Here is a 23,838-nt window from a genome sequence, read left to right on the forward strand (position 1 = left end):
GGCGATACGGCTAGCGCTCTTCGTCGTCGGTCGGCTCGACGCGGTACGGGTCGGCATCGCCGGCGTGCTGCGCCGATGATGCGAGCTTGGCGACCTCGGCATCCCGCTCCTGCGCCTGACGCAGCAGTGCGCTGATGTTGTCTGCGTTCTCCGGGAGCGCATCGGGGATGAACTCCAGCGTCGGCACCAGACGCGTGCTCAGCTGACGGCCGACTTCGCTGCGGAGCATCCCCGTCGCGGACGCCAGTGCGGCTCCGCTGGCGACGCGCTCCTCTTCCGTGCCGAGCACGGTGTAGAAGACGGACGCGTGCTGGAGGTCACCGGAGACGCGCACGTCGGTGAGCGTGACGAAGCCCAGGCGCGGGTCGCGCAGTCCCTTCTCGAGACGCTCTGCCAGGATGACGCGGATGCGGTCCGCCAGACGGGCCTGTCGTTCTCCAGCCATTTCCTTCTCCTCTTGTGACGAATGAGGGGCGCCCGTAGGCGCCCCTCACGATCGATCGGATCAGCCGCGAGGCTTCTCCACCATCTCGGTCGTCTCGATCTCGTCGCCGATCTGGATGTCGTTGTACTTGCCGAGGCCGATGCCGGCCTCGAAGTCCGTACGCACCTCGGTGACGTCATCCTTGAAGCGGCGCAGCGACTCGATGGCCAGGCCATCGGCGAGCACGACGCCATCGCGGATGACACGGGCCTTGGCGTTTCGGGTGATCGTGCCCGAGCGGACGATGACACCCGCGATGTTGCCGAACTTCGAGGAGCGGAACACCTCGCGGATCTCGGCGACACCCGACTTGACCTCTTCGAACTCCGGCTTGAGCATGCCCTTGAGGGAGCTCTCGATCTCGTCGATCGCCGCGTAGATGACCGAGTAGAAGCGCACGTCCACGCCTTCGCGGGCCGCGGCCTCACGGGCCTTCGGGTCGGGCCGGACGTTGAAGCCCACGATGATCGCGTTGTCGATCGTCGCCAGGTTCACGTCGGACTCGGTCACTGCACCGACACCGCGGTGGATGATGCGCAGCTGCACCGAGTCGTCGACCTCGATCTTGAGCAGCGACTCCTCCAGCGCCTCGACGGCACCGGACACGTCGCCCTTGATGATGAGGTTGAGCGTCTCGACCTTGCCCTCTTCGAGAGCGCGGGTGAAGTCCTCGAGCGAGATGCGCTTGCGGGCCTTGGCCAGCAGGGCGTTGCGCTGGACGGCTTCACGCTTCTCGGCGATCTGACGGGCCATGCGGTCTTCCTCGGTGACGATGAAGACGTCGCCGGCACGGGGCACGGAGTTCAGACCCTGCACCTGGACCGGACGGGAAGGCGCCGCCTCTTCGACGGCCTCGCCATTCTCGTCAGCCATCGCCCGCACGCGACCGTAGGCCGTTCCCGCGACGATCGAGTCGCCGACGCGCAGCGTTCCGGACTGGATGAGGACGGTTGCGACCGAACCGCGACCCTTGTCGAGCTTGGCCTCGATGGCGACACCACGCGCAGCCTTGTTCGGGTTGGCGGTGAGGTCGAGGCCCGCGTCTGCGACGAGCAGCACGGCGTCCAGGAGCTCCTGGATTCCGGTGCCCTGGCGAGCCGAGACGTCGATGAACATGACGTCTCCGCCGTATTCCTCGGCGACCAGACCGTACTCGGTGAGCTGCTGACGCACCTTGGCGGGATTCGCCTCCGGCTTGTCGACCTTGTTCACCGCGACCACGATCGGCACGTTCGCCGCCTGGGCGTGGTTCAGCGCCTCGACCGTCTGCGGCATGATGCCGTCGTCGGCTGCGACCACGAGGATCGCGAGGTCGGTGACCTGCGCACCACGAGCACGCATGGCCGTGAAGGCCTCGTGACCCGGGGTGTCGATGAACGTGACAGCGCGCTCGTGGCCGTCGTGCTCGGTCCAGACCTGGTACGCACCGATGTGCTGGGTGATGCCTCCGGCTTCGCCCTCGATGACGTTGGTCTTGCGGATCGCGTCGAGCAGTCGGGTCTTACCGTGGTCGACGTGACCCATGACGGTGACCACAGGAGGACGGATCTCGAGGTCGCCCTCGTCTTCCTCGTCGAGCTCCTTCTCGAGGTCGAGACCGAAGCCCTCGAGGAGCTCCTTGTCCTCGTCCTCGGGCGAGACCATCTGGATCTTGTAGCCGAGCTCTTCACCGAGGACCTCGAAGGTCGCCTCGTCCAGCGACTCGGTGGCCGTGGCCATCTCGCCGAGGTTGAAGAGGATCGTGACGAGGGTTCCGGGCTGAACCGTGTATCCGGTCAGCGTCTCGATCTTGTCCGCGAAGTCCGAGATCGATGCGCCGCGGCGCATGCGGATGGTCTCCCCGTTGCCGCGGGTGACGTTGACGCCACCGACGACGGGGGCATCCCGCATCTCGAATTCCTGCCGCTTCGCCCTACGCGACTTGCGCTGCTTGGACTTGCCGCCTCCCTTGCCGAAGGCGCCCGCGGTTCCACCACCGGGTCCACGGCCGCGGCCGCCGCCGCCACCCGGGCGACCTGCGAAGCCGCCACCAGGACGTGCACCGGGGCCGCCTGCACCCGGACCGCCGCCCGGGCGGCCTGGGCCACCCGAACGCTGCTGGAACGGAGCACCTGGGCGACCGCCCTGACCGCCGCGAGGGGCGCCGGGACGAGGCGAGCCCGGACGCGGAGCACCCGGACGGGGCGCACCGGGGCGGGGAGCCTGCGGACGCGGGATGTTGCCCGGCGTCGGACGCTGGCCCATCCCCTGCGCAGAGGCGAAGGGGTTGTTGCCAGGACGGGGACCGGCGGGACGCTGGCCCATGCCCTGCGAGGACGAGAACGGGTTGTTGCCGGGGCGAGGCGCACCGGGCTTCGGTGCGTCCTTGTCGGCGGACGGAGCCGGGGTGCCGGCTGCGGGGGCGGCGGGAGCCGCGGCCTCCGGGGCAGCGGGTGCCTCAGCGGCGGGCTTCTCGGCTGCCGGCTTCGGCCCGGGCTTGGGGCCAGGGGTCGGCGCCTTGGGGCCGGGCTTGGCCGCAGACGAGGAGGCCGCGGGCTTCGCCGCCGGCTTCTCGTCCGCCTTGGGCTTGATCGCGCCGTCCGCCTCGATGGCAGCACGGAGCTTGCGAGCCACCGGCGGCTCGATCGTCGACGAGGGGCTCTTGACGAACTCGCCGAGCTCCTTCAGTTTTGCAAGTGCGACCTTGCTGTCGACGCCGAGTTCAGCGGCGATCTCATGTACGCGTGGTTTACCAGCCACAATTCTCCTGTCTGGGTCGGTCTGCCCAGACAGGGCAGACCACTAGTCGCGGACGGGTCTCATTTCGAGCCGTTCACTTTGTTTCCATAGCCGTTCAGCCTTTGTTCTGCGGAAGGTGCTGTTCGATGGTCTGCGAGACGGCGCCCTCGGAGAATCCGATGGATGCCGGCACGCGTAGTGCTCGTGCGAAGGCCCGGCGCCGTACGGCGTTCTCCAGGCACTCTCGCGTCGGATGCACCCACGCGCCCCTCCCCGGCATCACAGCGCGATCATCGAAGATGAGAGCGTCTGGGGATGCCACCACTCTGAGAAGAGCAGATCGGGAAGCACGCATGCGACAGCCGACGCATGTCCGTACGGGATCCATCCTACACCGCACCGCTGGGTGACGACTCCGCGACGCGGACGTCAGTCCAAGATGCTGTCGGGCTGGATGTCGATCTTGGCGCCGGTGAGCTTGGCCGCGAGGCGGGCGTTCTGGCCCTCCTTGCCGATCGCCAGCGACAGCTGGTAGTCGGGCACCAGAGCGCGGACCGCCTTGGTGTTCGCATCCAGCACGAATGCGCTCGTCACCTTCGCGGGCGACAGCGCGTGCGCGACGAAGGTCGCGAGGTCGCCGTCGTGGTCGACGATGTCGATCTTCTCGCCGGCGAGCTCCTCCGTCACAGCGCGGACGCGGCGCCCGAGCTCTCCGATGCACGCACCCTTGGCGTTGATCGACGGGTCGTTGGCCTTCACGGCGATCTTGGTCCTGTGGCCGGCCTCGCGCGCCAGCGACACGATCTCGACGAGACCGGCCGCGATCTCGGGAACCTCGAGCGCGAACAGCTTGCGCACCAGACCGGGGTGTGTGCGCGAGACCGTGATCTGCGGTCCCTTGAGACCCTTGGCGACGCTGGTCACGTAGACGCGCAGACGCGAACCGTGAGCGTACTCCTCGCCCGGCACCTGCTCCTCCGGCGGCAGGATCGCCTCGACGCTGCCGAGGTCGACGTGGATCATCCGCGGGTTCGGTCCCTGCTGGATGACGCCGGCGACGATGTCGCCCTCCTTGCCGCGGAACTCGCCGAGAACGGCGTCGTCGGCGATATCGCGCAGACGCTGGCTGATGACCTGCTTCGCGGCGAACGCAGCGATGCGGCCGAAGTCGTCGGGGGTGGCATCCTCTTCGCCGATCACGGCGCCCTCGTCGTCGGTGACGGGCTGCATGACGGTCACGTGACCGGTCTTGCTGTCGAGATCGACTCGCGCACCGGCCGGAACCGCGCCGTCAGCGGAGACGTGCTTGCCGTAAGCGGTCAGGATGGCCTGCTGAATGATCGTGACGAGTTCGTCGAAGGGAATCCCCTTCTCCTTCTCGATCCCTCGTAACAGCCCGAGTTCAATGTCCATGACGGCCTCCGTATTCAGCTCTTCGCCGCGGCATCGTGCACGCGCGGCATCCGTACAACGATACCCGCTCCGCGCGAGAGCTGTCAGCCGCGGGCCGACCCCAGAAGATTGATCGCGTCGATGAGCCGGTAAAGGCCCCCCACCTCGCGCTGACCGAGATGCAGAGCCAGACGCGGGAGCTCGATTCGATCGTTGTCCGCACGTTCGACGGGCAGGGCTCCGGAGCGCTCGATGCGCCCCTCGGCGACGATCGATGAGAATTCCTCGTTGAGGCGCTCGATCTCGGCATCCGTGGGCTGGTTCTTCAGTCGAAGCACCAGCAGGTCGTCGACCCAGCGCAGCGAGTCGTAGTTGTGCCAGAAGCCGGTGATCTCGGTCACTGCGTCTTCGGCGGAGTCGGTCACGAGCACGCGCTCGAAGTCGTCGGGCGAGATGACGCCTGCGGGAATCAGCGTGTCGATGATGAACCGCTCGAGGCCGCGCCAGAACGTACCACCCGGTTCGTCGAGCAGCACGATCGGCATGGGCTCGGCCTTGCCGGTCTGCTGCAGCGTGAGCAGCTCGAACATCTCGTCCAGCGTGCCGAAGCCGCCTGGCAGGCAGATGAAACCCGTGGACTCCTTGACCAGCATGAGCTTGCGCGTGAAGAAGTACTTCATCTCGACCGAGTGGGTCTCATCGGCGATCACCGCGCTGGGCTTCTCCTCGAACGGCAGGCGGATCGAGACTCCGAGTGCCATCCTCTCTCCCGCGCCCTCTGCTGCGGCCTGCATGATCCCGGGCCCCGCGCCCGTCACGACCATCCAACCTCGTTGGGCGAGCGCCTCGGCGACGGATCGGGCTTGGCTGTACAGCGGATCGTCCTGCCGTGTTCGCGCCGAACCGAACACGGTCACCTTGGGGACGTCCGCGTAGGGCTGGAACAGCCGGAAGGCGTCGCGCATCTCGGCCAGCGCCGCAGACGCGATCTTGAGGTTGAGCCGTTCCGTGCCGTCTTCGCCGAGCTGAATGCCGGTGCGCACGATCCTTCGGATCAGCGAGCGGTTCGCAGCCACGTCCGTCTCAGCCATGATTCGCTCGATGGCCTCGTTCAGTGCGTCGTGCTGCCCGTCCGTCATGATCAGCGTGTCAGTCGTGCGACGGCGTCAGCGAGCGCGAGGCTCTCGCGCTCCCCGGAGCGGCGGTCCCAGAGCTCGACCTGGCCGTCGGCGGCGCCACGGCCGACGACGAGCACCCGCGGGATGCCGACGAGCTCGGCGTCGCCGAACTTCACACCGGGCGACACCTTCGGGCGGTCGTCGTAGAGCACGTCGAGGCCTGCCGCCTCGAGGTCGGCCGACGCCTGCGCTGCGACGTCGAAGGCGACCTGGTCGCGTCCTGCGGCCACGACGTGAACGTCGAACGGCGCGACGGATGCCGGCCAGATCAGGCCCCGCTCGTCGTTGTTGAGCTCGGCGATTATCGCGAGGATGCGGGTGACGCCGATGCCGTACGAGCCCATCGTCACGGTCACGAGCTTGCCGTTCTCGTCGAGCACCTTGAGCCCCAGCGCCTCGGCGTACTTGCGGCCGAGCTGGAAGACGTGTCCGATCTCCATGCCGCGCGCGAGCGAGACAGGGCCGGAGCCGTCGGGGGCGGGGTCGCCGTCGCGGACGTTCGCGATCTCGACGATGCCGTCGGCGATGAAGTCGCGACCGGCGATGACCGTGTGCGCGTGCTTCTGATCGATGTTGGCGCCCGTGATCCACTGCGTGCCGTCGGCGACGCGGGGATCCACGAGGTAGCGGATACCGGTGGCGGACTCTTCGCCGAGGACGGCTCCGGTCGGCGACCAGGGTCCGATGTACCCCTTCACGAGCAGCGGATTCGCCTCGAAGTCGTCGGGCGTCGCCGTGGACACCTCGGCGGGCGCGAAGGCGACTTCGGCGCGTTTGTCGTCGACCTCGCGGTCGCCGGGGATGCCGACGACGACGAGTTCGCGGGTGCCGTCGAGATGGGTCAGCGCCAGCACGACGTTCTTGAGCGTGTCCGCCGCGGTGACCTCACGGTCGAGGACCGCGTTCGAGTGCGCGACGAGCGTTTCGATCGTCGGGGTGTTCGGGGAGTCGAAGACCACAGCCTCAGGCGCGTCATCGAAGGGGACGGCATCCGGAACCGCTGTCGTGAACGCTTCGACGTTGGCGGCGTACCCGCCCTCGCTGCGCACGAACGTGTCCTCGCCGACGGGCGTCGGGTGCAGGAACTCCTCGGAGCGCGAACCGCCCATGGCGCCGGCATCCGCCTGCACGATCGCGTACTCGAGCCCGAGGCGCTGGAAGATGCGCTCATAGGCGTCGCGCTGAGCCATGTAACTCGTGTCGAGGCCGGCATCGGATGCGTCGAACGAATACGCGTCCTTCATCGTGAACTCGCGACCGCGGAGCAGGCCTGCGCGCGGGCGCGCCTCGTCGCGGTATTTGTCCTGGATCTGGAAGATCGTCAGCGGCAGGTCCTTGTACGACGAGTACAGGTCCTTCACGAGCAGCGTGAAGGCCTCTTCGTGCGTCGGTGCGAGCAGGTAGTCGCCGCCCTTGCGATCCTGGAGTCGGAACAGCAGATCGCCGTACTCGTCCCAGCGCCCGGTTGCGGCGTACGCCTCGCGCGGCATGAGCGCCGGGAAGTGGACTTCCTGCGCGCCGGCGTCAGCCATCTCCTCACGGACGACGGCCTCGATCTTCGCCTTGACCTTGAGGCCCAGCGGCAGCCAGGCGAAGATACCTGCTGCCTGCGGTCGGATGTATCCGGCGCGGATCAGCAGCTTGTGGCTGGCGATCTCGGCGCCGGCCGGGTCTTCGCGGAGCGTGCGGAGGAAGAAGTTCGATAGACGTGTGACCACGCGTCAAGTCTAGTGACGCGTGATCACACGATCCGTACGGTCAGTTCAGGGCGCGCGTGCCCTCCGGGATCACGCCGTCGGCATACAGGCTGGTTGCGACATCCTGCACGGCGGTGAGGGCGACGCGCTGGATCATCGGACCGTACGAGATGCGGGCGACGCCGAGAGCCTCGTACTCGGACGCGGTGAGCGCACCCGGCAGGCCGATCACGCTGATCTTGCCGCGGCCGATGCCGTCGACGAGTTGGGTCGTGACGTCCGCATTCAGGATGCCGGGGATGAAGACACAGGTCGCGCCGGCGTCGAGGAAGGCACGACCTCGCTCGATCGCGTCCTTGATGCTCTCATCGATCGGCCGTTCTCCCGCACGCACGAACGCGTCGGTACGTGCGTTGAGGGCGAAGGGGATTCCTTCGGCCTCTGCTGCCTTGACGATCGATTCGACGACCGCTACGGATTCGCCGAGGGGCTTCAGACGGTCCTCGACATTGGCGCCGACGATGCCTGCGCCGATGGCGAGGCGGGTGGTCTCCCCCGCGTCGCCGTACGCATCGTCGAGGTCCGCGCTGACGGGGAGGTCGGTGGATGCCGCGATGATGCCGACCATGTCGATCATGAGATCGCGCGGAATCTGCCCATCGGCGTAGCCGAAGGTAGCGGCGATCGAGTGGCCGGCGGTGGCGAGCGCAGTGGTCTCGGGGAGGGCTGCGACGGCCTTGGCCGAGACGGAGTCCCAGATGTTGACGACCCGGAGGATCTCGGGGGCGGCGTAGAGCGAACGGAGGGTGCTTGCCTTCTCTGCAACGGTCATGGCTTCACGCTAGCCCTGTTCGCACGCTGCAGGGCGGGAATTAGGGTGGGGTCATGCCTCAGCGTCGCGCCCATGTCGCCCCGTCCGCTGCCCAGAGCGAGCTCGCCGCCGCGCTCGCGGCACTGCGCACCGGGTTGGATGCGCCTCGCGAGTTCTCCGTCGAGGCCGAGGCCGAGGCTGCGGCGGCGTCCCCACCGGCACCCGAACTCGATCTGCGCGGCGTGGCGTTCGCGACTCTGGACCCGGCGGGCGCGAAGGATCTCGATCAGGCGTTCCATCTGTCGAAGAACGGCACGGGCTACGTCGTGCGTTATGCGATCGCTGACGTGCCGGCGTTCGTCGCCCCGGGCGGAGCTGTGGATGCCGCCGCTCGTGAGCGCGGGCAGACACTCTACGCCGCGGACGGGCGCATCCCGCTGCATCCGCCGATCCTCAGCGAGGATCACGCGTCCCTGCTGCCGGATGTGGATCGCCCCGCTCTGGTGTGGACGTTCGATCTCACCTCTGACGGGTCGGTCTCGGCGTTCCGCCTGGAACGCGCTCTGATCCGCTCACGCGCACAACTCGACTACGTCACCACCCAGGCTGCGCTCGATCGTGGGGAGGACTCCCCCGCGTCACTGCTGCGCGAGATCGGCGAACTGCGGATCGCGAAGGAGCAGGAGCGCGGAGGCGCGAGCCTGAACATGCCCGACGAGGAGGTCGTTCAGAGTGCGGACGGCACCTACTCGATCGTCCGCGGAACCCCGCTGCCGGTCGAGGAGTGGAACGCGCAGCTCTCCCTCATGACCGGGATGGCGGCCGCCGAACTCATGGTCGACGCAAAGGTCGGCGTGCTGCGCACGATGCCCGCGCCCGACGAGCAGGCATTCGATGCCTTCCGCCGTCAGACCGAAGCGCTCGGCAGGCCGTGGACGACCGGTGAGTACGGAGAGTACCTGCGCAGCCTCGACCGCGACGACCCGCTGACGCTGCCCGTGCTGGAGGCCGCGGCTTCCCTGTTCCGCGGCGCCGGCTACGTGAGCTTCGACGGCTCCGTCCCCTCAGGCATCGAGCAGGCGGCCATCGCCGCCCCGTATGCACATGCCACCGCTCCCCTGCGACGCCTCGTCGACCGCTGGTCCCTGGCGATCTGCCTCGCGATCTCAGAGGGCTCGGAGGTGCCCGCGTGGGCACGCGAGTCGCTGAACGACCTGCCGGATCTCATGCAGGAGTCGTCGCAGCGGGCATCGCGGTTGAACGCAGACACGGTCAACCGCGTGGAGGCGGCGCTTCTTCGTCCGCTGATCGGCAAGACCATCGAGGCGACCATCATCGAGATCCGTGACGGCGGCGAGCGCGCCGGCATCCAGATCGCGGATCCGGCTGTGGCGGCATCCGCCCCCGTTCCTGCGGGCACGAAGCCGGGCGACACCGTGACGTTGACGGTCGTGTCCGCGGATATCGCGAAGGGCGAGGTGGAGTTCGCGCTGTGAGCGAATGGGGCCGACTCTCGCCTGTGCAGCAGGCATGGGCGCTCGAACACTTGGGAACCGCCGAAGTCGTCCGCGACATGTCATGGAACCTCGTCGAATCGATCGTGCTCCACGTGCGCACAAGTGCAGGCGACGTGGTCGTGAAGGCCGGGGATGCGAACAACCACCACATCGCTCGGGAGCTGTCCGCCCATCCGAGGCACACCGGGCCGCTCGTCGCCTCCGGACATGCCGCGAGACTGCGCGCGGCGGACGCGGATCTGCGCGTCATGATTCTCGACCATCTGCCCGGCCAGTTACTGGAAGGCACTGATGCTGAACAGCAGCCAGCGGCGTACGAGCAGGCGGGCGCACTCCTGCGCCGACTGCACGAGCAGGAGACCCGGGAGGACGCGGAGTACTGGACGCGAACGATCGCGCGGGCCCTGTCCTGGCTCGACAAGCCGAACCGTCTGGACGCCGAGGCTTCGGCTGAAGCCCGGCGCATCCTGCTGTCCTCCTGCCTCACCTCGGCGGCCGTGGTGCCCACCCACGGTGACTGGCAGCCGCGGAACTGGCTGATCGACGGCGATGTCGTGCGCGTCATCGACTTCGGGCGATTCGGATTCCGTCCCGCGGCGACGGATCTCACTCGGCTCGCGGCGAAGCAGTGGCGCAACCGCCCCGATCTGGAGTCCGCATTCTTCGCGGGGTATGGGAACGATCCGCGTGAGCGCAACCAGTGGCGGCTGGAGCGCCTACAGGAAGCCGTCGGCACCGCGTGCTGGGCCTTCGCAGTGGGTGACGTCGAGTTCGAGGCCCAGGGACATCGGATGCTGGCCGAGATTCTGTCGGAGTTCTGACGCCCGCTAGTCGCCCATCTCGTCCTCGTCGAGGATCCGTCGCAGCGTGCTGCGCCCGAGAGCGCTCATCGTCGGATTGGAGTCCGCGTAGTACCAGACCAGACCCATGGCCTGCTGGAACGCCCACGCTCTGCCCCTGTTCCACTCGAGGTCGTCGGATCCCAGGTCCGCACGGAGCACGGCACGCGCATCGGCCTCGAGCAGATGCCAGGCCGCCACGAGGTCGAGGGATGGGTCGGCCGGACCGAAGGCGCCGCCGTCTAGGACGCCGACGAGTCGGCCGTTCTCGATGAGGAGGTTGCCGGGGATCAGGTCGCCGTGGGTCATCGCGAGCGCGCCCGGATCGGGCAGCTCTCGCAGTTCCTCCCAGAGGGCGCGCAGATCGTCGACCGGGAGCAGTCCCGTGCTCTTCGTGAAGCAGAGGTCCATCCACTCGTCCGCGTCCTGCAGGTTCCCACCACGACCGACGCCGGAGAATCCGCGCCCCCCGGTGTCCGTCGCGCGCACGGCGCGGATGAGCGTTGCCAGGTCCGTGGCGAACTCCGGCGAATGCGAGACGGCATCCGGTGTCGCGACAATGCCGGGGATCCACGTCTGAACCGACCACGGCAGCGGGTAGCCGGCGCCCGGCTGTCCGAGCGCGACAGGGCGGGGAGCCGAGAACGGAGAGGCACCGGCGAACGCGGCGAGCGCAGCGGCCTCGCGGCGCAGCGTCTCGGCCGCGGCATCCGGATCGTCCCCGGTGAGCGGGAGACGCGCGGCGTGATCCTCCCCGATGCGGAAGATCGCGTTCACGGTGCCCGAACCGGCGACGCGTCGGATCGGCATCGAGCGCCACTGCGGGAACTGATCGTCGACCAGTTTCCTGAGGGTCCCGTCGTCGATGGACACCTCGTCGTCGTGCATCCTCACAGTCATGAGGGTATCGGCACGGGTCATTCCGCCAGGAAGTCCTCGATCGCGGCGATCGTCGAGACGTTATCTCGATGCAGAACAGCACGGATGCCGCACCGCTCGGCGCCGCGCTTCGGACCTTCGTTGTCGTCGATGAAGAGGACCTGCTCCGGGGACGCGCCCATCCTGTCGAGCGCGGCTTCGTATGCGCCGGCATCCGGCTTCGCCGCACCCTGCTCGTGGCTGTAGCAGATCGGATCGAAGATCGATGAGAAGCCGAAACGCCGTTCCTCCTCCTCGCGCGCGCCATCGCCGGAGTTCGACAGGATCGCCAGACCCGCGCGCCCCGTCAGAGAGCGCGCGTGATCGAGGAGTTGGATGTTCGCCTCGCCGCAGTAGGCGTCCCACATCTGTTCCCGCATCGCGGCGACTTCCGCGTCGTCGATGTCCAGGGCGATGCCGAATTTCCGCCAGTACTCCCCCGCGACGCCCGCCTGCACCGTCGTGTCAGGAAGGTCTGCGGCATCCAAGCGGTCACGCAGTTCATCGACGGGGATGCCGAGGCGATCGCTCCAGCTCTCCTCCAGTCGTTGCGGCCAGGTGTGATCGTCGACGAGTTCGAGGACGCCGCCGATGTCGTAGAGAATCCACTTCATCGGGGCAACCTAGCGCGGAATGCCGAGTGTTGGGCATTCGCCACCCGTGTCAGCGCGCTGCGATGTCGAATTCTTCTTCGAATGTCGGTGGTCTGCGAGAACATGAGTCATGGCCTTCTTCACCGACATCACCGACAGGATCAGCGCGATGCGCGATCTCGTCGGCGAGTGCGCCGAGGCCGAAGAACTGCCCGACCGCATCGAATCCCTCGCGGACGAATCCGTGATCTCGGTCCTCCGGGAGGCGAATGAGATCGTTCAGGCAGTGGAGCAGATGAGCCTGGTGGCATCCGGCGTGATCTCTCGGCGCTCCCGGCGAGAAGCCGGTCACTCCGGGCTCGCCCAGACGCACGGGCACCGCAACGCGACCTCCCTCATCCAGGACATCACCGGAACCTCTCGAGCGGATGCTGTGCGCCAGAGCCGCGTCGGCGAATCCCTTCTCGACGCCGAGGAAGAGACACCATCACCTGGCGAATCGCCCGATGGCGAGCGCCCCGGCGACGGGGCAGACGAGAATGCGATTCACATGGATGCCGCTGCTCCCGCACGCTGGGACGAACCGCTGCGAACAGCCCTGTTCAAGCGAGTGATCTCGAATCAGCAGCACGATGCGATCCGGCGCGGCCTCGGCGAGCCCCCGACCCCGGAGGGGGCTGCGGAAGCGGTGATCCACGGATTCGCCGCGCACCACATCGATCCGTTCTCGGAGGGCGGCAGAACAGACATCGATCGCGGGATCCTGCTGTGCCGGTTCCACCATATGGAGCCGCATCACGGGCAGTGGCGCATCCTGCGCGACGGCACCGAGGAGTTCCGCCTCCGACATCGTTCCGGCGAAGAGCATGAACTGAGACCTCGTGCGGTTCTCGCGTATGCGTGGGCGGGAATAGACCCACCGCCGAAACGATTCCGGCCGGAGGCCGCCTGAACGCGAAGCCGCCTGATGAGAAGCGGGCGTGAGGGCTGCTGCCTACTCGGACGGCACCACCGACGTCGTCATCACGAGAAGCTGAGGGTCGGAGAGATCCAACGACACGGAGATCGACGCGAACTCGGCGAGCGAGCGCACATGCGTGCCGCCGCACGGGAAGGAGACCTCGCCGTTGGGCAGCTCGCACACCCAGCGCCTGAGGTCGACGATCGTCGGGCCGTCGACATCGATCCGGCTCGCGGAGCCGGCGTCGACCCACCCGGCGAGCAGCTCGTTGATGCGAGCCACACGCTCGCCGAGCGACGCGGCCAACCCCTCGGTGTCGAACCCAGCCTTGCGCAGGCTCTTGCCGAGCCGGTACTCGTCAACGCTGCCGTTCGCTTGGATCCGGCTGGACTGATTCGCCCGGCCCTCGAAGTCTGGGTTGCCCAGCGGGTCGACGCCGACCTCCTTGCGCCACAGATCGGCGAGCGCGGCGTCCAGTGCTAGTGAGGCGAGATGGCAGGCCGTGTGCCCGCGGCTGAGACCCGCACGGGTGTCAGCATCCACCTCGAGCGCGACACGATGCCCCGGGGCGACGTCAATCGGGATGTCGCCGTCGACACGGTGACCGACCAGCCAGGTCCAGCCCTCACCGCCCCGCTTGACGGGAATATCGGCTCCGATGGCCAGCAGACCCTCGTCGCTCACGGCCGCCATGACGGCTTCTGCCACCGGCATCCGGTGATCACCGGCGACGATCGCGCCGGAATCGCCCGGTTGGTCCGGCCAGGTGTGGTCCACCGGGTGGAAGGGTGTCGCATCGACGATGACGATCGACGCCGCACGGTCGACCAGAAGCACTTCGGCATCCCCGGTGAGAGACCCTGCGGGGAAAGTGACGTTCGTGGAGCGCATCAGGCTGTGATCACCTGAGCGGTGCCCGGCTTTGCGTCCGGTCCCATCTCGTCGGCGATGCGGTTCGCCTCCTCGATGAGGGTGGCGACGATGTCTGCCTCGGGGACGGTCTTGATGACCTCGCCCTTGACGAAGATCTGCCCCTTGCCGTTGCCGGAAGCCACTCCGAGGTCGGCCTCGCGCGCCTCGCCGGGACCGTTGACCACACAGCCCATGACGGCGACGCGCAGGGGAACGGTGACGTCCTTGAGCCCCTCGGTCACCGAATCGGCAAGCGAGTACACGTCGACCTGTGCGCGGCCGCACGACGGGCACGACACGATCTCGAGCTTGCGCTCGCGCAGGTTCAGCGATTGCAGGATCTGGTGGCCCACCTTGACCTCCTCCGCAGGAGGCGCCGACAGCGAGACGCGGATCGTGTCGCCGATGCCCTCCGAGAGCAGGATGCCGAAGGCCGTGGCCGACTTGATCGTGCCCTGGAACGCGGGCCCGGCCTCTGTGACGCCGAGGTGCAGCGGCCAGTCGCCCCGCTCGGCGAGCTGGCGATAGGCCTTGACCATGACGATCGGGTCGTTGTGCTTGACCGAGATCTTGAAGTCGTGGAAGTCGTGCTCCTCGAACAGCGATGCCTCCCAGACGGCGCTCTCGACGAGCGCCTCAGCGGTCGCCTTGCCGTACTTCTGGAGGATCCTCTTGTCGAGCGAGCCGGCGTTGACGCCGATGCGCAGCGAGACGCCGGCAGCCTTGGCCGCCGCCGCGATCTTGCCGACGTTGCCGTCGAACTCCCGGATGTTGCCCGGGTTCACGCGCACGGCGCCGCAGCCGGCGTCGATAGCGGTGTAGATGTAGCGGGGCTGGAAGTGGATGTCGGCGATCACCGGGATCTGACTCTTCATCGCGATGATCTTCAGCGCGTCGGCATCGTCCTGATGCGGCACAGCCACGCGCACGATCTCGCAACCGGATGCAGTCAGCTCGGCTATCTGCTGAAGCGTCCCATTGATGTCGGTCGTCTTGGTCGTCGTCATCGACTGGACGCTGACAGGCGCGTCACCGCCGACCAGCACCTTGCCGACCTTGATCTGACGGGACTTGCGACGAGGGCTCAGGACTTCGGGGACGCTCGGCATCCCAAGATTGACTGCAGGCACGACTCAAGGTTACGCGGCTCTCATCGACAGGGGCTGGATGCCACCCAGCACTGTGATAGTTTCAGCGCATGCGAACGATCACCTGGTGGCCCGCCTTCTAGGCGGTGCGTTCGCAGATACTCGAATCCAGACCGCCTCCGGGGCGGTCTTTTCGTATGTCCGAGCCGGAGCACTCCACAGGAGACATCGATGACCGAACCCCTGCTCGCCGCGCTCGCCGACGACCCGGACGCCTCCTTCGTGCTGATCGCCCGCGACGGCGCGCAGACCGTCGAGATCCTCACCGGGCAGATCCACGACGTCGACCTGCTCGGCGACATCCCGCTCACCCGCGACGGCATCGTCCGCGAGGTGTTCGCGATGGTCCCGTACCGGCAGGTGCGCGAGCGCGGCTTCGACGCCGTGGACGACGGCACTCCCCTGCGCTGCCTGATGGTCGACGATCACCGGCACCTCCCGATCAGGGAGGCGCTCGCCGCCCTGCCCGCCGAACCCGTGCCCCTGACAGACGCCGGGTTCGACATCAGCGACGACGACTACGCCGAGATCGTCACCCGCGTCATCTCCGACGAGATCGGACGAGGCGAGGGCGCGAACTTCGTCATCCGCCGCGACTACACCGCGACAGTGGATGCCGACGAACGACGGGCCGCCCTCACCTGGTTCCGCGCCCTGCTCGAACACGAGCGCGGAGCGTACTGGACGTTCGCGGTCGTCACGCCCGGGTACATCGCCGTGGGTGCGAGTCCCGAGGCCCACGTCGTCGCCCGCGACGGGATCGTCACCATGAACCCGATCTCCGGAACCTTCCGCCACCCCGCGGGCGGCGCGACCAAGGAGACGCTGATCGGATTCCTCTCCTCCACCAAGGAGACCGAAGAGCTCTTCATGGTCGTGGACGAGGAGCTCAAGATGATGAGCGCCGTCTGCTCGGACGGCGGCCGCATCACCGGCCCGCACCTGAAGCAGATGTCGCGCCTCACGCACACCGAGTACATGCTGCGCGGCCGCAGTCGCCTCGACCCGCGCGACATCCTCCGCGAGACGATGTTCGCCCCGACCGTGACGGGCTCCCCCATGCAGAACGCGTGCGCCGTGATCCGGCGGCACGAAACCAGCCCGCGCGGCTACTACTCCGGCGTCGCAGCCCTCTTCACCCCCAACATCGAGGGCGGGCACGACGTCGACGCGCCGATCCTCATCCGCACCGTCTATCTCGAGAACGGCCGCCTCCGCGTTCCCGTCGGCGCCACGCTCGTGCGTCACTCCGACCCGTACGGCGAGGTCAGCGAGACGCACGGCAAGGCCGCCGGCGTCCTCGGCGCCATCGGCGCGATCCCCCGCGACACGGTGGCGGAGACGACGGCCGACCCGGACCAGCCGGATGCCGCTCCGGTGACGCTCGCGGACGACCCCGAGGTGGCCGAACTGCTCGCCTCGCGCAACTCGCGCCTGGCCGAGTTCTGGATCAACCCGCAGGGCGACGGCGCTTCCGGCCCGTTCGCCGGCCGGAGCGCACTGGTGATCGACGCCGAGGACCGCTTCACCACCATGCTCGCCCACCAGCTGCGACACCTGGGACTCGACGCCAGGATCGTGCCGTGGAGCGAGGTGCAGGATGCCGATGTCAACGCGGCCGAGCTCGTCGTCGCCGGGCCCGGTCCCGGCGACCCGCGGGACGTGGTTTCGCCGCGCATCTCGCGTATGCGCGAGATCGTGACGCGCCGGAACCACCAGGGCCGCCCACTGCTGGCGGTGTGCCTCAGCCATCAGATCCTCGCGGATTCGCTGGGCATCGATCTCGTACCGCTGAGCAGTCCGCATCAGGGACTGCAGAAGACCGTCCCGATCTTCGGAGAGGATGCCTCGATCGGCTTCTACAACACATTCACCGCCCGAGTCGCCCCCGGCACGGAGCGGGTGGGAGCGGCGGCGGTCTCAGCCGACCCCGTCACCGGCGACGTGTACGCCCTGCGCGGCGAGCGCTTCGCCAGCGTCCAGGGACACCTCGAGTCGATCCTGTCGCGCGACGGCATCCGCACCCTCGAGCGGCTGATCGCGCACGCGCTCGGCTGACTACTGCGCACCTGACTACTGGAACAGGTTCACCGGGTTCACGACGTCGGCGATCATCAACAGCGCGCCCATCGCGATCAGCACGACGGCGACGACGACCGTGAGCGGCACGAGCCTGGTCGCATCCACTGGTACGGGCGGCGGGCGACGGAACAGCTGCGCCCACGCGCGCCGGATGCCGTCCCACAGCGCCACCGCGACGTGACCTCCGTCCAGCGGCAGCAGCGGGATGAGGTTGAACACGAAGAGTGCGACGTTCAGCGAGCCGAGGAGGGTCAGCAGCACGACGAAGCGGTTCAGGATCGGAGCATCCGTCGCGGCGACCTCGCCGGCGAGGCGCCCGACGCCGACGACGCTCAGGGGGCCGTCCGGGTCACGATCGGATCCGGTGACGAGGGAGACGCCGACGTCCCAGAGCTTCACCGGCAGCTGAACGATCAGCTCACCCACGCGTGCGACGTTCTGGCCGGTCAGCTCCGCACCTGTGCCGATGGGCTGCGGTACGAATCCCATCTGCGCGCCCATGCCGACATACCCGACCTCCGCGACGATCTGCTGGCCGTTCGCATCCAGCCGCGGCTGTCCCCCGGCGTCCGTCAGCTCTCGTTTCGCAGCGATCGGAGTGATCGACAGGTGCTGCTGCCCGCCGTCGCGCGAGACCACGAGGGCGAGGGTCTTCCCCGGCGACGCCTGCACGATCTCCGTCGCGTCGGCGAAATCCGATACCGGCTGACCGTCGATCGAGACGAGCACATCACCCGGCACGATGCCGGCCTCAGCAGCGGGGGATGCCGGATCGCCCGGTTCGCACTCGGTCTGCGTGGTCCCGGCCGGCAGAACACACTCCGTCACACTGGCGATCGTCGTCGTGCCCTGCTGCAGACCGATCCCGGATGCCAGGATCGTGAAGATCACTGCAGCGAGAACCAGATTCATCACCGGGCCGCCGAGCATGACGATGATCCGCTTCCAGACCGGCAACCGGTAGAACACGCGCTCCTCGGCACCCTCCGCGATCGTCTCGTCGTTCGCGGTCCGAGCATCCTGGACCAGCGACGCGAAGAGCCCTCGCACCTGCTTGCCGTCGGATGCCGGATACATGCCCGACATCGAGATGAAGCCGCCGACCGGCAGAGCCTTGAAGCCGTACTCGGTCTCACCGATGCGCTTGGACCAGAGTCGGGGCCCGAATCCGATCATGTACTGACCCACCCGCACACCGAACAGCTTCGCCGGGACGAGATGCCCGATCTCGTGCAACCCGATCGACAGTCCGAGGCCGATCAGCATGAACACGATGCCGAGGATGTAGAGGAGGATTTCCACTCCCCAAAACTACTGCCAGCGAACTAGGAATCCGCCGCACGAGCAACCGGGGTGCCCGCAGTAGGCTGAGGGGGTGACCTCCCGGCAGCTGCGACTCCTGCGTGGAGCAGCCGCCGCCTCTGTCGCGACGATCATCGCCGCCGTATCGCACACGGTCGGCGGCGGCGCGGCACCGCACCCGTTGCTGATCGCCGCGCTGAGCGTGTTCCTCACCCCGATCGCCGCCCTGCTGATCGGCCGGCGCGCCAGCATCGTGCGTCTCATCGCCGTCGTGCTGCTGTCGCAGAGCGTCTTCCACGTTCTGTTCGTCGCGTTGAACGCGACCGTCACCCCGGCCGTCGCGAATGCGGGTCACCAGCACACGCTGAGTCTCGTATTCGTGGAGACGCTCGGTTCGGCTGAAGAAGCCGCCGCCCCCGACACCGCGATGCTCGGCGCCCACGTCGTCGCCGCCGTCCTGACGACCGCGCTGCTGTGGCGCGGCGAGACCGTGCTGCGCGCGATCCACCGGTGGGTGCGAGCCGTGCTGCGCCGCCGGGCCCTTCAACCGCACGCGGACTGGCCGGTGCCGGCATCGATCGCGGACACGACCCGCGTCTTCGTCTCGACGATCCTCGTCGGCGACGTGCGACGCCGAGGACCCCCAACGCTCTCCTGCGTCTGAGAACCGCTTTCGGCGGCTATCGGCGCACACGTGCCACTCATACACCGCGGATTCCGCGCGCCATCGGCGCGCCCGCACGCAGAGACGACTCTGCACACGTTCAAGGAGAAACCATGCTGAAGACCCCTCGCGGCGCACTGATCGCCGCCCTCGCCGCAGGCCTCGTCCTCGTCCCAGCCGCCGCAGCCCAGGCGCACGTGGGTGTCACCCCCGACACGGTGACACCGGAGGGCTCCGCCGTCCTCACGTTCTCGTTCACGCACGGCTGCGAGAACTCCCCCACCGCCGCCCTGCGCATCACGATGCCCGAGGGGCTCACCTCCGTCTCGCCCACGATCGACGCCATGTGGGACATCGACGTCGAGCGTGCAGACAACGGTCTCGTCTCCGCAGTCACGTACACGGCCACCGAACCCGTCGCCCACGACCTGCGCGGCGCGGTCACGATGGCCGTCCGAGTCGGCGAGGATGCGCCGGAGACGCTCGCCTTCCCCGTCGAACAGCGATGCGAGACCGGTGTGAACGAGTGGGTCGAGATCGCGGATGAGGGTCAGGACCCGCATGACCTCGAGTCGCCGGCTCCTGTCGTCACGGTGACGGATGCCGGCTCGGAGACCGGTCACGGCGACCACGCGCAGACCACGGATGCCGGCGCCGAAGCGACCACCGACACCGCCGACCCCGCACCCGCCGTCGGCATCGTCCTCGGCTCAGCCGGGCTGCTCGCCGGCTTCGCCGCCCTAGTGATCGCGGTTCGGGCATCCCGCCGCGCGAAGCGCTGAGCTGACCTCGGGGGCGCGCCGGGCAAGGTGCCCAGCGCGCTCCCGAGATCGCGCGTGAGATCATGTGAAGGCTATGTCTACTCAGCCCAGCCTTCCCCCCGTGCTCCGTCCTGAAGCTCCGCCACAGCGGGCCCTGACGGACCTCGCCGCCCGATTCGGCGCCGCCACCCGCGGTGAGATCGACGGCGTCACCCTGACCGGAATCACCCTCGCGACCGCCGACCTGCGAGCAGGTGAGGTCTTCGTCGCCATCCGCGGCGTCAACCAGCACGGTGCGGTGTTCGCCGCCACCGCCGCCGAGAAGGGTGCCGTCGCGATCGTCACCGATGCCGACGGCGCCGACCTCGCGCAGGATGCCGGTCTGCCGATCGTGATCGTCGACGACCCCCGAGGAGTGCTCGGAGCGCTCAGCGCCTGGGTGTACGGCACCGGAGCCGACGACGACCTGCCGCTGCTGTTCGGCACCACGGGGACGAACGGGAAGACGAGCGTCACGCACCTGCTCGAGGGGATCCTCCGTCAGATCGGTGTCGTCGCCGGCTTGTCCTCCACAGCGGAGCGTCACATCGCCGGAGAGGTCATCATCTCGCGGCTCACCACGCCCGAGGCGTCGGAGACGCACGCCCTGCTCGCACTGATGCGGGAGCGCGACGTCGAGGCCGTCGCCGTCGAGGTCAGCGCGCAGGCGCTGTCCCGTCGCCGGGTGGACGGCATCGTCTTCGACGTCGCCGGATTCACGAACCTCTCGCACGACCATCTCGACGACTACGCCGACATGATCGAGTACTTCGAGGCGAAGCTGCCGCTGTTCCGGCCCGACCGCTCTCGGCGGGCCGTGATCTCGCTCGACTCCGTATTCGGCACCGACGTCGTCGCAGCATCCGAGGTGCCCGTCGTCACGGTCGGCACCCCGGCCATCGCCGCGAACCCCGACGAGGCCGCACAGGCCGACTGGGTCGTCACGATCGACGAGGAGCGCCAGCGCGGTACGCGGTTCACGATGACCGGCCCCGAAGGACGCACCCTCACGACCGTCGTTCCCGTGATCGGCCCCCACATGGCCGCCAACGCGGCCCTCGCGATCATCATGCTGCTCGAGGGCGGATACGCCTGGGAGCGCATCACCGGGGCACTCACCCGCGATGGACGCATCGATGCGTATCTGCCAGGACGCACAGAACTCGTCTCCGGCGAACGGGGGCCGGCCGTCTACGTCGACTTCGGACACACACCTGATGCCTTCGTGAAGACGCTCGCCGCGGTCCGTCGCGTCACCCCCGGGAAGGTGCTGATGCTGTTCGGCGCCGACGGCGACCGCGACGCCACCAAGCGGCGCGACATGGGACGCACGGCCGTCGAGGGCAGCGACATCCTCGTCATCACCGATCACCACCCGCGCTTCGAGGATCCGACATCCATCCGCGCGACGCTGCTCGATGGTGCGCGCACGGCGCAGCCGGATGCCGAGATCCACGAGTTCTCGCCGCCGGAAGAGGCCATCGTCGCCGCCGTCGGCATGGTCACGGACGGCGATGCGATCCTGTGGGCCGGCCCCGGCCACCAGGACTACCGCGACATCCGCGGCGTTCGGACTCCGTACTCGGCGCGTGAGCTCGCCCGGCGAGCCGTGCGTGAGGCCGGATGGCCCGTGCCGGAGCCGCACTGGCCGGTGCCCTACCCGGACTGAGACTCGGCGTCAGACGACGAGCCGAAACGGCTATGCCGAGGCGATCAGGCGGTCGGCGATCGTGCGAGCCCATGCCTCGGCGTCCGCCAGCGACTCGACCGTCAGGGCATCCGGCGCTTCGTGCGCGTCGACGACCCGAGCGATCGTGTCGACGATGCCGAGGAATGACAGCCGTCCCTCGTGGAAGGCGTCCACGGCCTGCTCGTTCGCCGCGTTGAACACGGCGGGGAACGTCCGACCGGCACGGCCGACGCTCTTCGCGAGCACGACGGACGGGAACGCCTCATCGTCGAGCGGCTCGAAGTCCCAGCTGGTCGCCTGAGTCCAGTCCAGGGGGCGTCCGACGCCGCCGATGCGGTGCGGCCAGTCCAGCGCGAGCGAGATGGGCAGCCGCATGTCCGGAGGCGAGGCCTGCGCGATCGTCGACCCGTCGATGAACTCCACCATCGAGTGCACGATCGATTGGGGATGGACGACCACCTGGATGTCGTCGTAGTCGACGTCGAACAGCAGGTGCGCCTCGATGACCTCGAGGCCCTTGTTCACGAGCGTGGCGGAGTTGGTGGTGACGACGCGTCCCATGTCCCAGGTCGGGTGCGCCAGCGCTTCCGCCGGAGTGACGCCGGTCATCTGCTCGCGCGTGCGCCCGCGGAACGGCCCGCCGGATGCCGTGACGACCAGCCGCCGGATCTCCGCGTGCGTCCCCGACCGGAGAGCCTGCGCGAGCGCGGAGTGCTCGGAGTCGACGGGGACGATCTGCCCTTCGGCAGCAGCGGATTTCACGAGCTCGCCGCCGACGATCAGCGACTCCTTGTTCGCGAGCGCGAGCGTTCGGCCGGCTTTCAAGGCTGCAAGGGTCGAACCCAGGCCTATCGAACCGGTGATGGCGTTGAGGACGACGTCCGCCTCGACGTCGCGAACGAGCTGCTCGGCCTCAGCGGCTCCGAGTGCGGTGTGCTCTATCTGGAACAGATCGGCCTGCTGCCCGAGGACCTCGGCATTGGTGCCCGCCGCAAGACCCACCAGCTCGAACCTGCGCGGATTCGCGCGGATCACATCCAGCGCTTGCGTGCCGATGGAGCCGGTGGACCCGAGGACGATGATGCGACGCATGCCGCCAGCCTATGCCCGGCGCTGCGGCCTACTGGGCAGCCGCGGCGGGGTGCATCGTGGCGAGGATGTCGATCACGAACACCAGGGTCTTGCCGGCCAGCTCGTGGTCGCTGCTGCCTTCTTCGCCGTATCCGAGCGACGGCGGGATGACGACGAGCACCTGAGAGCCGGCCTTCTGGCCCTTCAGCGCCTCGACGAAACCGGGAACGTAGGTGTTGCCGTCGATCGAGATCGGCGCCCCGTTCTTCCACGAGGAGTCGAAGCTCTCGCCGGTCGACCAGTCGACCCCGTAGTACTGCAGAAGCGTGGTGTCGCCGTCTTCGACCGCGATGCCATCGCCCTCCTTGAGCACGGAGACCTGCAGCTCGGACGGAGCATCCCCCTCGGGGATCTCGACGCTCGGTTGACCGTCCTCGGCCAGAGTCACAGCCGGCATCCCCGCGGTCGGCTCCTTGTCCTTGCCCCAAGCCGCGGTCGGCACGACGTCGAGGACGTCGAGGACGTAGTACTGCGCGGCTGCGTCCTCCGTGGTCGGGAACACGATCGACAGACGGGAGCCGACGGTCGCGCAGCCGATCAGCTGGCCCATCGGTACATCAGCGGTGAGCTGAACGGGGAGCAGCTCTCCCTCCGTGTAGCCGGCATCACCCAGTCGATCGCCGGAGTCGCCGTCGAAGGCGCTGAGCGCGTACTGCACGTAATCGCCGTCGGCGATCTTCTCGCCGTCCCCCTCGGACAGCACCGAGCGCTGCGCCTCGTCGACCTTCTGCTCGAGATCGAACGTCGCCGTGGATGCCGTGCCGAAGTCGCCGTCGACCTTGACGCTCTCGGCGGCAGCGCCGGATTCGACCGTCGCGGAGCACAGGTCGCCCGATGCGGACTCTGCGTCATCACCCGTGGTCCCGTCAGTGCCGGTGCAGCCGGCGAGCAGCAGAACGGCAGCGGCCATGGTGGACAGGGCGACGAGCGGGCGAGTGCGCACAGTGATACCTCGGATCGAGAAAGGGAACCATCCCATCTTGCCGCACGCGCCTTTGCCC

The 23,838-nt window shown here is 68.1% G+C and carries 21 protein-coding genes; 7 read left to right on the plus strand and 14 right to left on the minus strand.

Translation table 11 applies throughout. From position 1 onward, the window contains the following. Nucleotides 1-10 precede the first annotated feature (10 nt). The 7 genes from rbfA to KHB019_RS03465 form a co-directional block, all read right to left on the minus strand. On the minus strand, nt 11-445 hold the full coding sequence (rbfA, locus tag KHB019_RS03435; RefSeq protein ID WP_230103436.1) for a 30S ribosome-binding factor RbfA: 435 nt from the start codon (nt 443-445) through the stop codon (nt 11-13). Between the two features lie 60 nt (nt 446-505). After that, nucleotides 506-3,223, minus strand: coding sequence for a translation initiation factor IF-2 (gene infB / locus KHB019_RS03440; protein WP_337458074.1), 2,718 nt, complete (start codon nt 3,221-3,223; stop codon nt 506-508). Between the two features lie 94 nt (nt 3,224-3,317). Beyond that, nucleotides 3,318-3,590 (minus strand): YlxR family protein, encoded by a 273-nt coding sequence (locus tag KHB019_RS03445; RefSeq protein WP_337458075.1) that lies wholly within the window; start codon nt 3,588-3,590, stop codon nt 3,318-3,320. A gap of 41 nt (nt 3,591-3,631) precedes the next feature. Further along, complete coding sequence (gene nusA / locus KHB019_RS03450; protein ID WP_230102321.1) at nt 3,632-4,615, minus strand: transcription termination factor NusA; 984 nt, start codon at nt 4,613-4,615, stop codon at nt 3,632-3,634. Nucleotides 4,616-4,698: 83 nt separating this feature from the next. Continuing rightward, nucleotides 4,699-5,733, minus strand: a complete 1,035-nt coding sequence (locus KHB019_RS03455; protein WP_325471433.1) for a TIGR00730 family Rossman fold protein — start codon at nt 5,731-5,733, stop codon at nt 4,699-4,701. A gap of 2 nt (nt 5,734-5,735) precedes the next feature. After that, nucleotides 5,736-7,490, minus strand: coding sequence for a proline--tRNA ligase (locus KHB019_RS03460; RefSeq protein WP_230102319.1), 1,755 nt, complete (start codon nt 7,488-7,490; stop codon nt 5,736-5,738). A gap of 40 nt (nt 7,491-7,530) precedes the next feature. Continuing rightward, complete coding sequence (locus KHB019_RS03465) at nt 7,531-8,301, minus strand: isocitrate lyase/PEP mutase family protein (protein WP_230102318.1); 771 nt, start codon at nt 8,299-8,301, stop codon at nt 7,531-7,533. Between the two features lie 53 nt (nt 8,302-8,354). Between KHB019_RS03465 and KHB019_RS03470 the strand changes: the two genes are divergently transcribed. Both KHB019_RS03470 and KHB019_RS03475 read left to right on the plus strand, forming a co-directional pair. Next, nucleotides 8,355-9,776 (plus strand): RNB domain-containing ribonuclease, encoded by a 1,422-nt coding sequence (locus tag KHB019_RS03470; protein WP_325471432.1) that lies wholly within the window; start codon nt 8,355-8,357, stop codon nt 9,774-9,776. 50 nt (nt 9,777-9,826) lie between these two features. Continuing rightward, a complete protein-coding gene (locus KHB019_RS03475; protein ID WP_337458076.1) occupies nt 9,827-10,618 on the plus strand; it encodes a phosphotransferase family protein in 792 nt (263 codons plus the stop codon). A 6-nt stretch (nt 10,619-10,624) separates the two neighbouring features. On the opposite strand, the gene KHB019_RS03480 is transcribed toward KHB019_RS03475, so the two are convergent. Both KHB019_RS03480 and KHB019_RS03485 read right to left on the minus strand, forming a co-directional pair. Beyond that, nucleotides 10,625-11,524, minus strand: a complete 900-nt coding sequence (locus KHB019_RS03480; RefSeq protein ID WP_230102349.1) for an aminoglycoside phosphotransferase family protein — start codon at nt 11,522-11,524, stop codon at nt 10,625-10,627. A 29-nt stretch (nt 11,525-11,553) separates the two neighbouring features. Continuing rightward, complete coding sequence (locus tag KHB019_RS03485; RefSeq protein WP_230102315.1) at nt 11,554-12,168, minus strand: HAD family hydrolase; 615 nt, start codon at nt 12,166-12,168, stop codon at nt 11,554-11,556. Between the two features lie 109 nt (nt 12,169-12,277). Here KHB019_RS03485 and KHB019_RS03490 point away from each other — a divergent pair, with 109 nt between their 5' ends. After that, entirely contained in the window at nt 12,278-13,099 is an 822-nt protein-coding gene (locus tag KHB019_RS03490; protein WP_230102314.1) for an HNH endonuclease signature motif containing protein, read from the plus strand. 42 nt (nt 13,100-13,141) lie between these two features. Here KHB019_RS03490 and KHB019_RS03495 read toward each other — a convergent pair whose 3' ends face one another. Then, a complete protein-coding gene (locus KHB019_RS03495) occupies nt 13,142-13,999 on the minus strand; it encodes a hypothetical protein (protein ID WP_230102313.1) in 858 nt (285 codons plus the stop codon). Beyond that, on the minus strand, nt 13,999-15,129 hold the full coding sequence (gene ispG / locus KHB019_RS03500) for a flavodoxin-dependent (E)-4-hydroxy-3-methylbut-2-enyl-diphosphate synthase (RefSeq protein WP_230102348.1): 1,131 nt from the start codon (nt 15,127-15,129) through the stop codon (nt 13,999-14,001). Before ispG ends, KHB019_RS03495 begins: the two co-directional genes overlap by 1 nt. A 210-nt stretch (nt 15,130-15,339) precedes the next feature. On the opposite strand from ispG, the gene KHB019_RS03505 reads away from it, so the two are divergent. Next, on the plus strand, nt 15,340-17,226 hold the full coding sequence (locus KHB019_RS03505) for an anthranilate synthase family protein (protein ID WP_337458077.1): 1,887 nt from the start codon (nt 15,340-15,342) through the stop codon (nt 17,224-17,226). 15 nt (nt 17,227-17,241) lie between these two features. Here KHB019_RS03505 and KHB019_RS03510 read toward each other — a convergent pair whose 3' ends face one another. After that, a complete protein-coding gene (locus tag KHB019_RS03510; protein ID WP_337458078.1) occupies nt 17,242-18,552 on the minus strand; it encodes a M50 family metallopeptidase in 1,311 nt (436 codons plus the stop codon). Between the two features lie 73 nt (nt 18,553-18,625). Between KHB019_RS03510 and KHB019_RS03515 the strand changes: the two genes are divergently transcribed. The 3 genes from KHB019_RS03515 (at nt 18,626) to KHB019_RS03525 (ending at nt 21,685) form a co-directional block, all read left to right on the plus strand. Continuing rightward, nucleotides 18,626-19,216, plus strand: coding sequence for a hypothetical protein (locus KHB019_RS03515; protein ID WP_337458079.1), 591 nt, complete (start codon nt 18,626-18,628; stop codon nt 19,214-19,216). A 113-nt stretch (nt 19,217-19,329) separates the two neighbouring features. Beyond that, complete coding sequence (locus tag KHB019_RS03520) at nt 19,330-19,998, plus strand: YcnI family copper-binding membrane protein (protein WP_337458080.1); 669 nt, start codon at nt 19,330-19,332, stop codon at nt 19,996-19,998. 73 nt (nt 19,999-20,071) lie between these two features. Then, a complete protein-coding gene (locus tag KHB019_RS03525) occupies nt 20,072-21,685 on the plus strand; it encodes a Mur ligase family protein (protein ID WP_230102308.1) in 1,614 nt (537 codons plus the stop codon). 30 nt (nt 21,686-21,715) lie between these two features. On the opposite strand, the gene dxr is transcribed toward KHB019_RS03525, so the two are convergent. Together dxr and KHB019_RS03535 are read right to left on the minus strand one after the other, a co-directional pair. After that, nucleotides 21,716-22,798: a 1-deoxy-D-xylulose-5-phosphate reductoisomerase gene (gene dxr, locus KHB019_RS03530; protein WP_230102307.1), complete on the minus strand. Its 1,083-nt coding sequence runs from the start codon at nt 22,796-22,798 to the stop codon at nt 21,716-21,718. Between the two features lie 28 nt (nt 22,799-22,826). Continuing rightward, the gene (locus KHB019_RS03535) at nt 22,827-23,780 is read right to left on the minus strand and encodes an FKBP-type peptidyl-prolyl cis-trans isomerase (protein ID WP_230102306.1); all 954 of its coding nucleotides are present in this window, start codon (nt 23,778-23,780) and stop codon (nt 22,827-22,829) included. Between the last annotated feature and the right edge of the window lie 58 nt (nt 23,781-23,838).

The sequence above is a fragment of the Microbacterium sp. KHB019 genome (assembly GCF_037285405.1).
Taxonomy (GTDB): Bacteria; Actinomycetota; Actinomycetes; order Actinomycetales; family Microbacteriaceae; genus Microbacterium.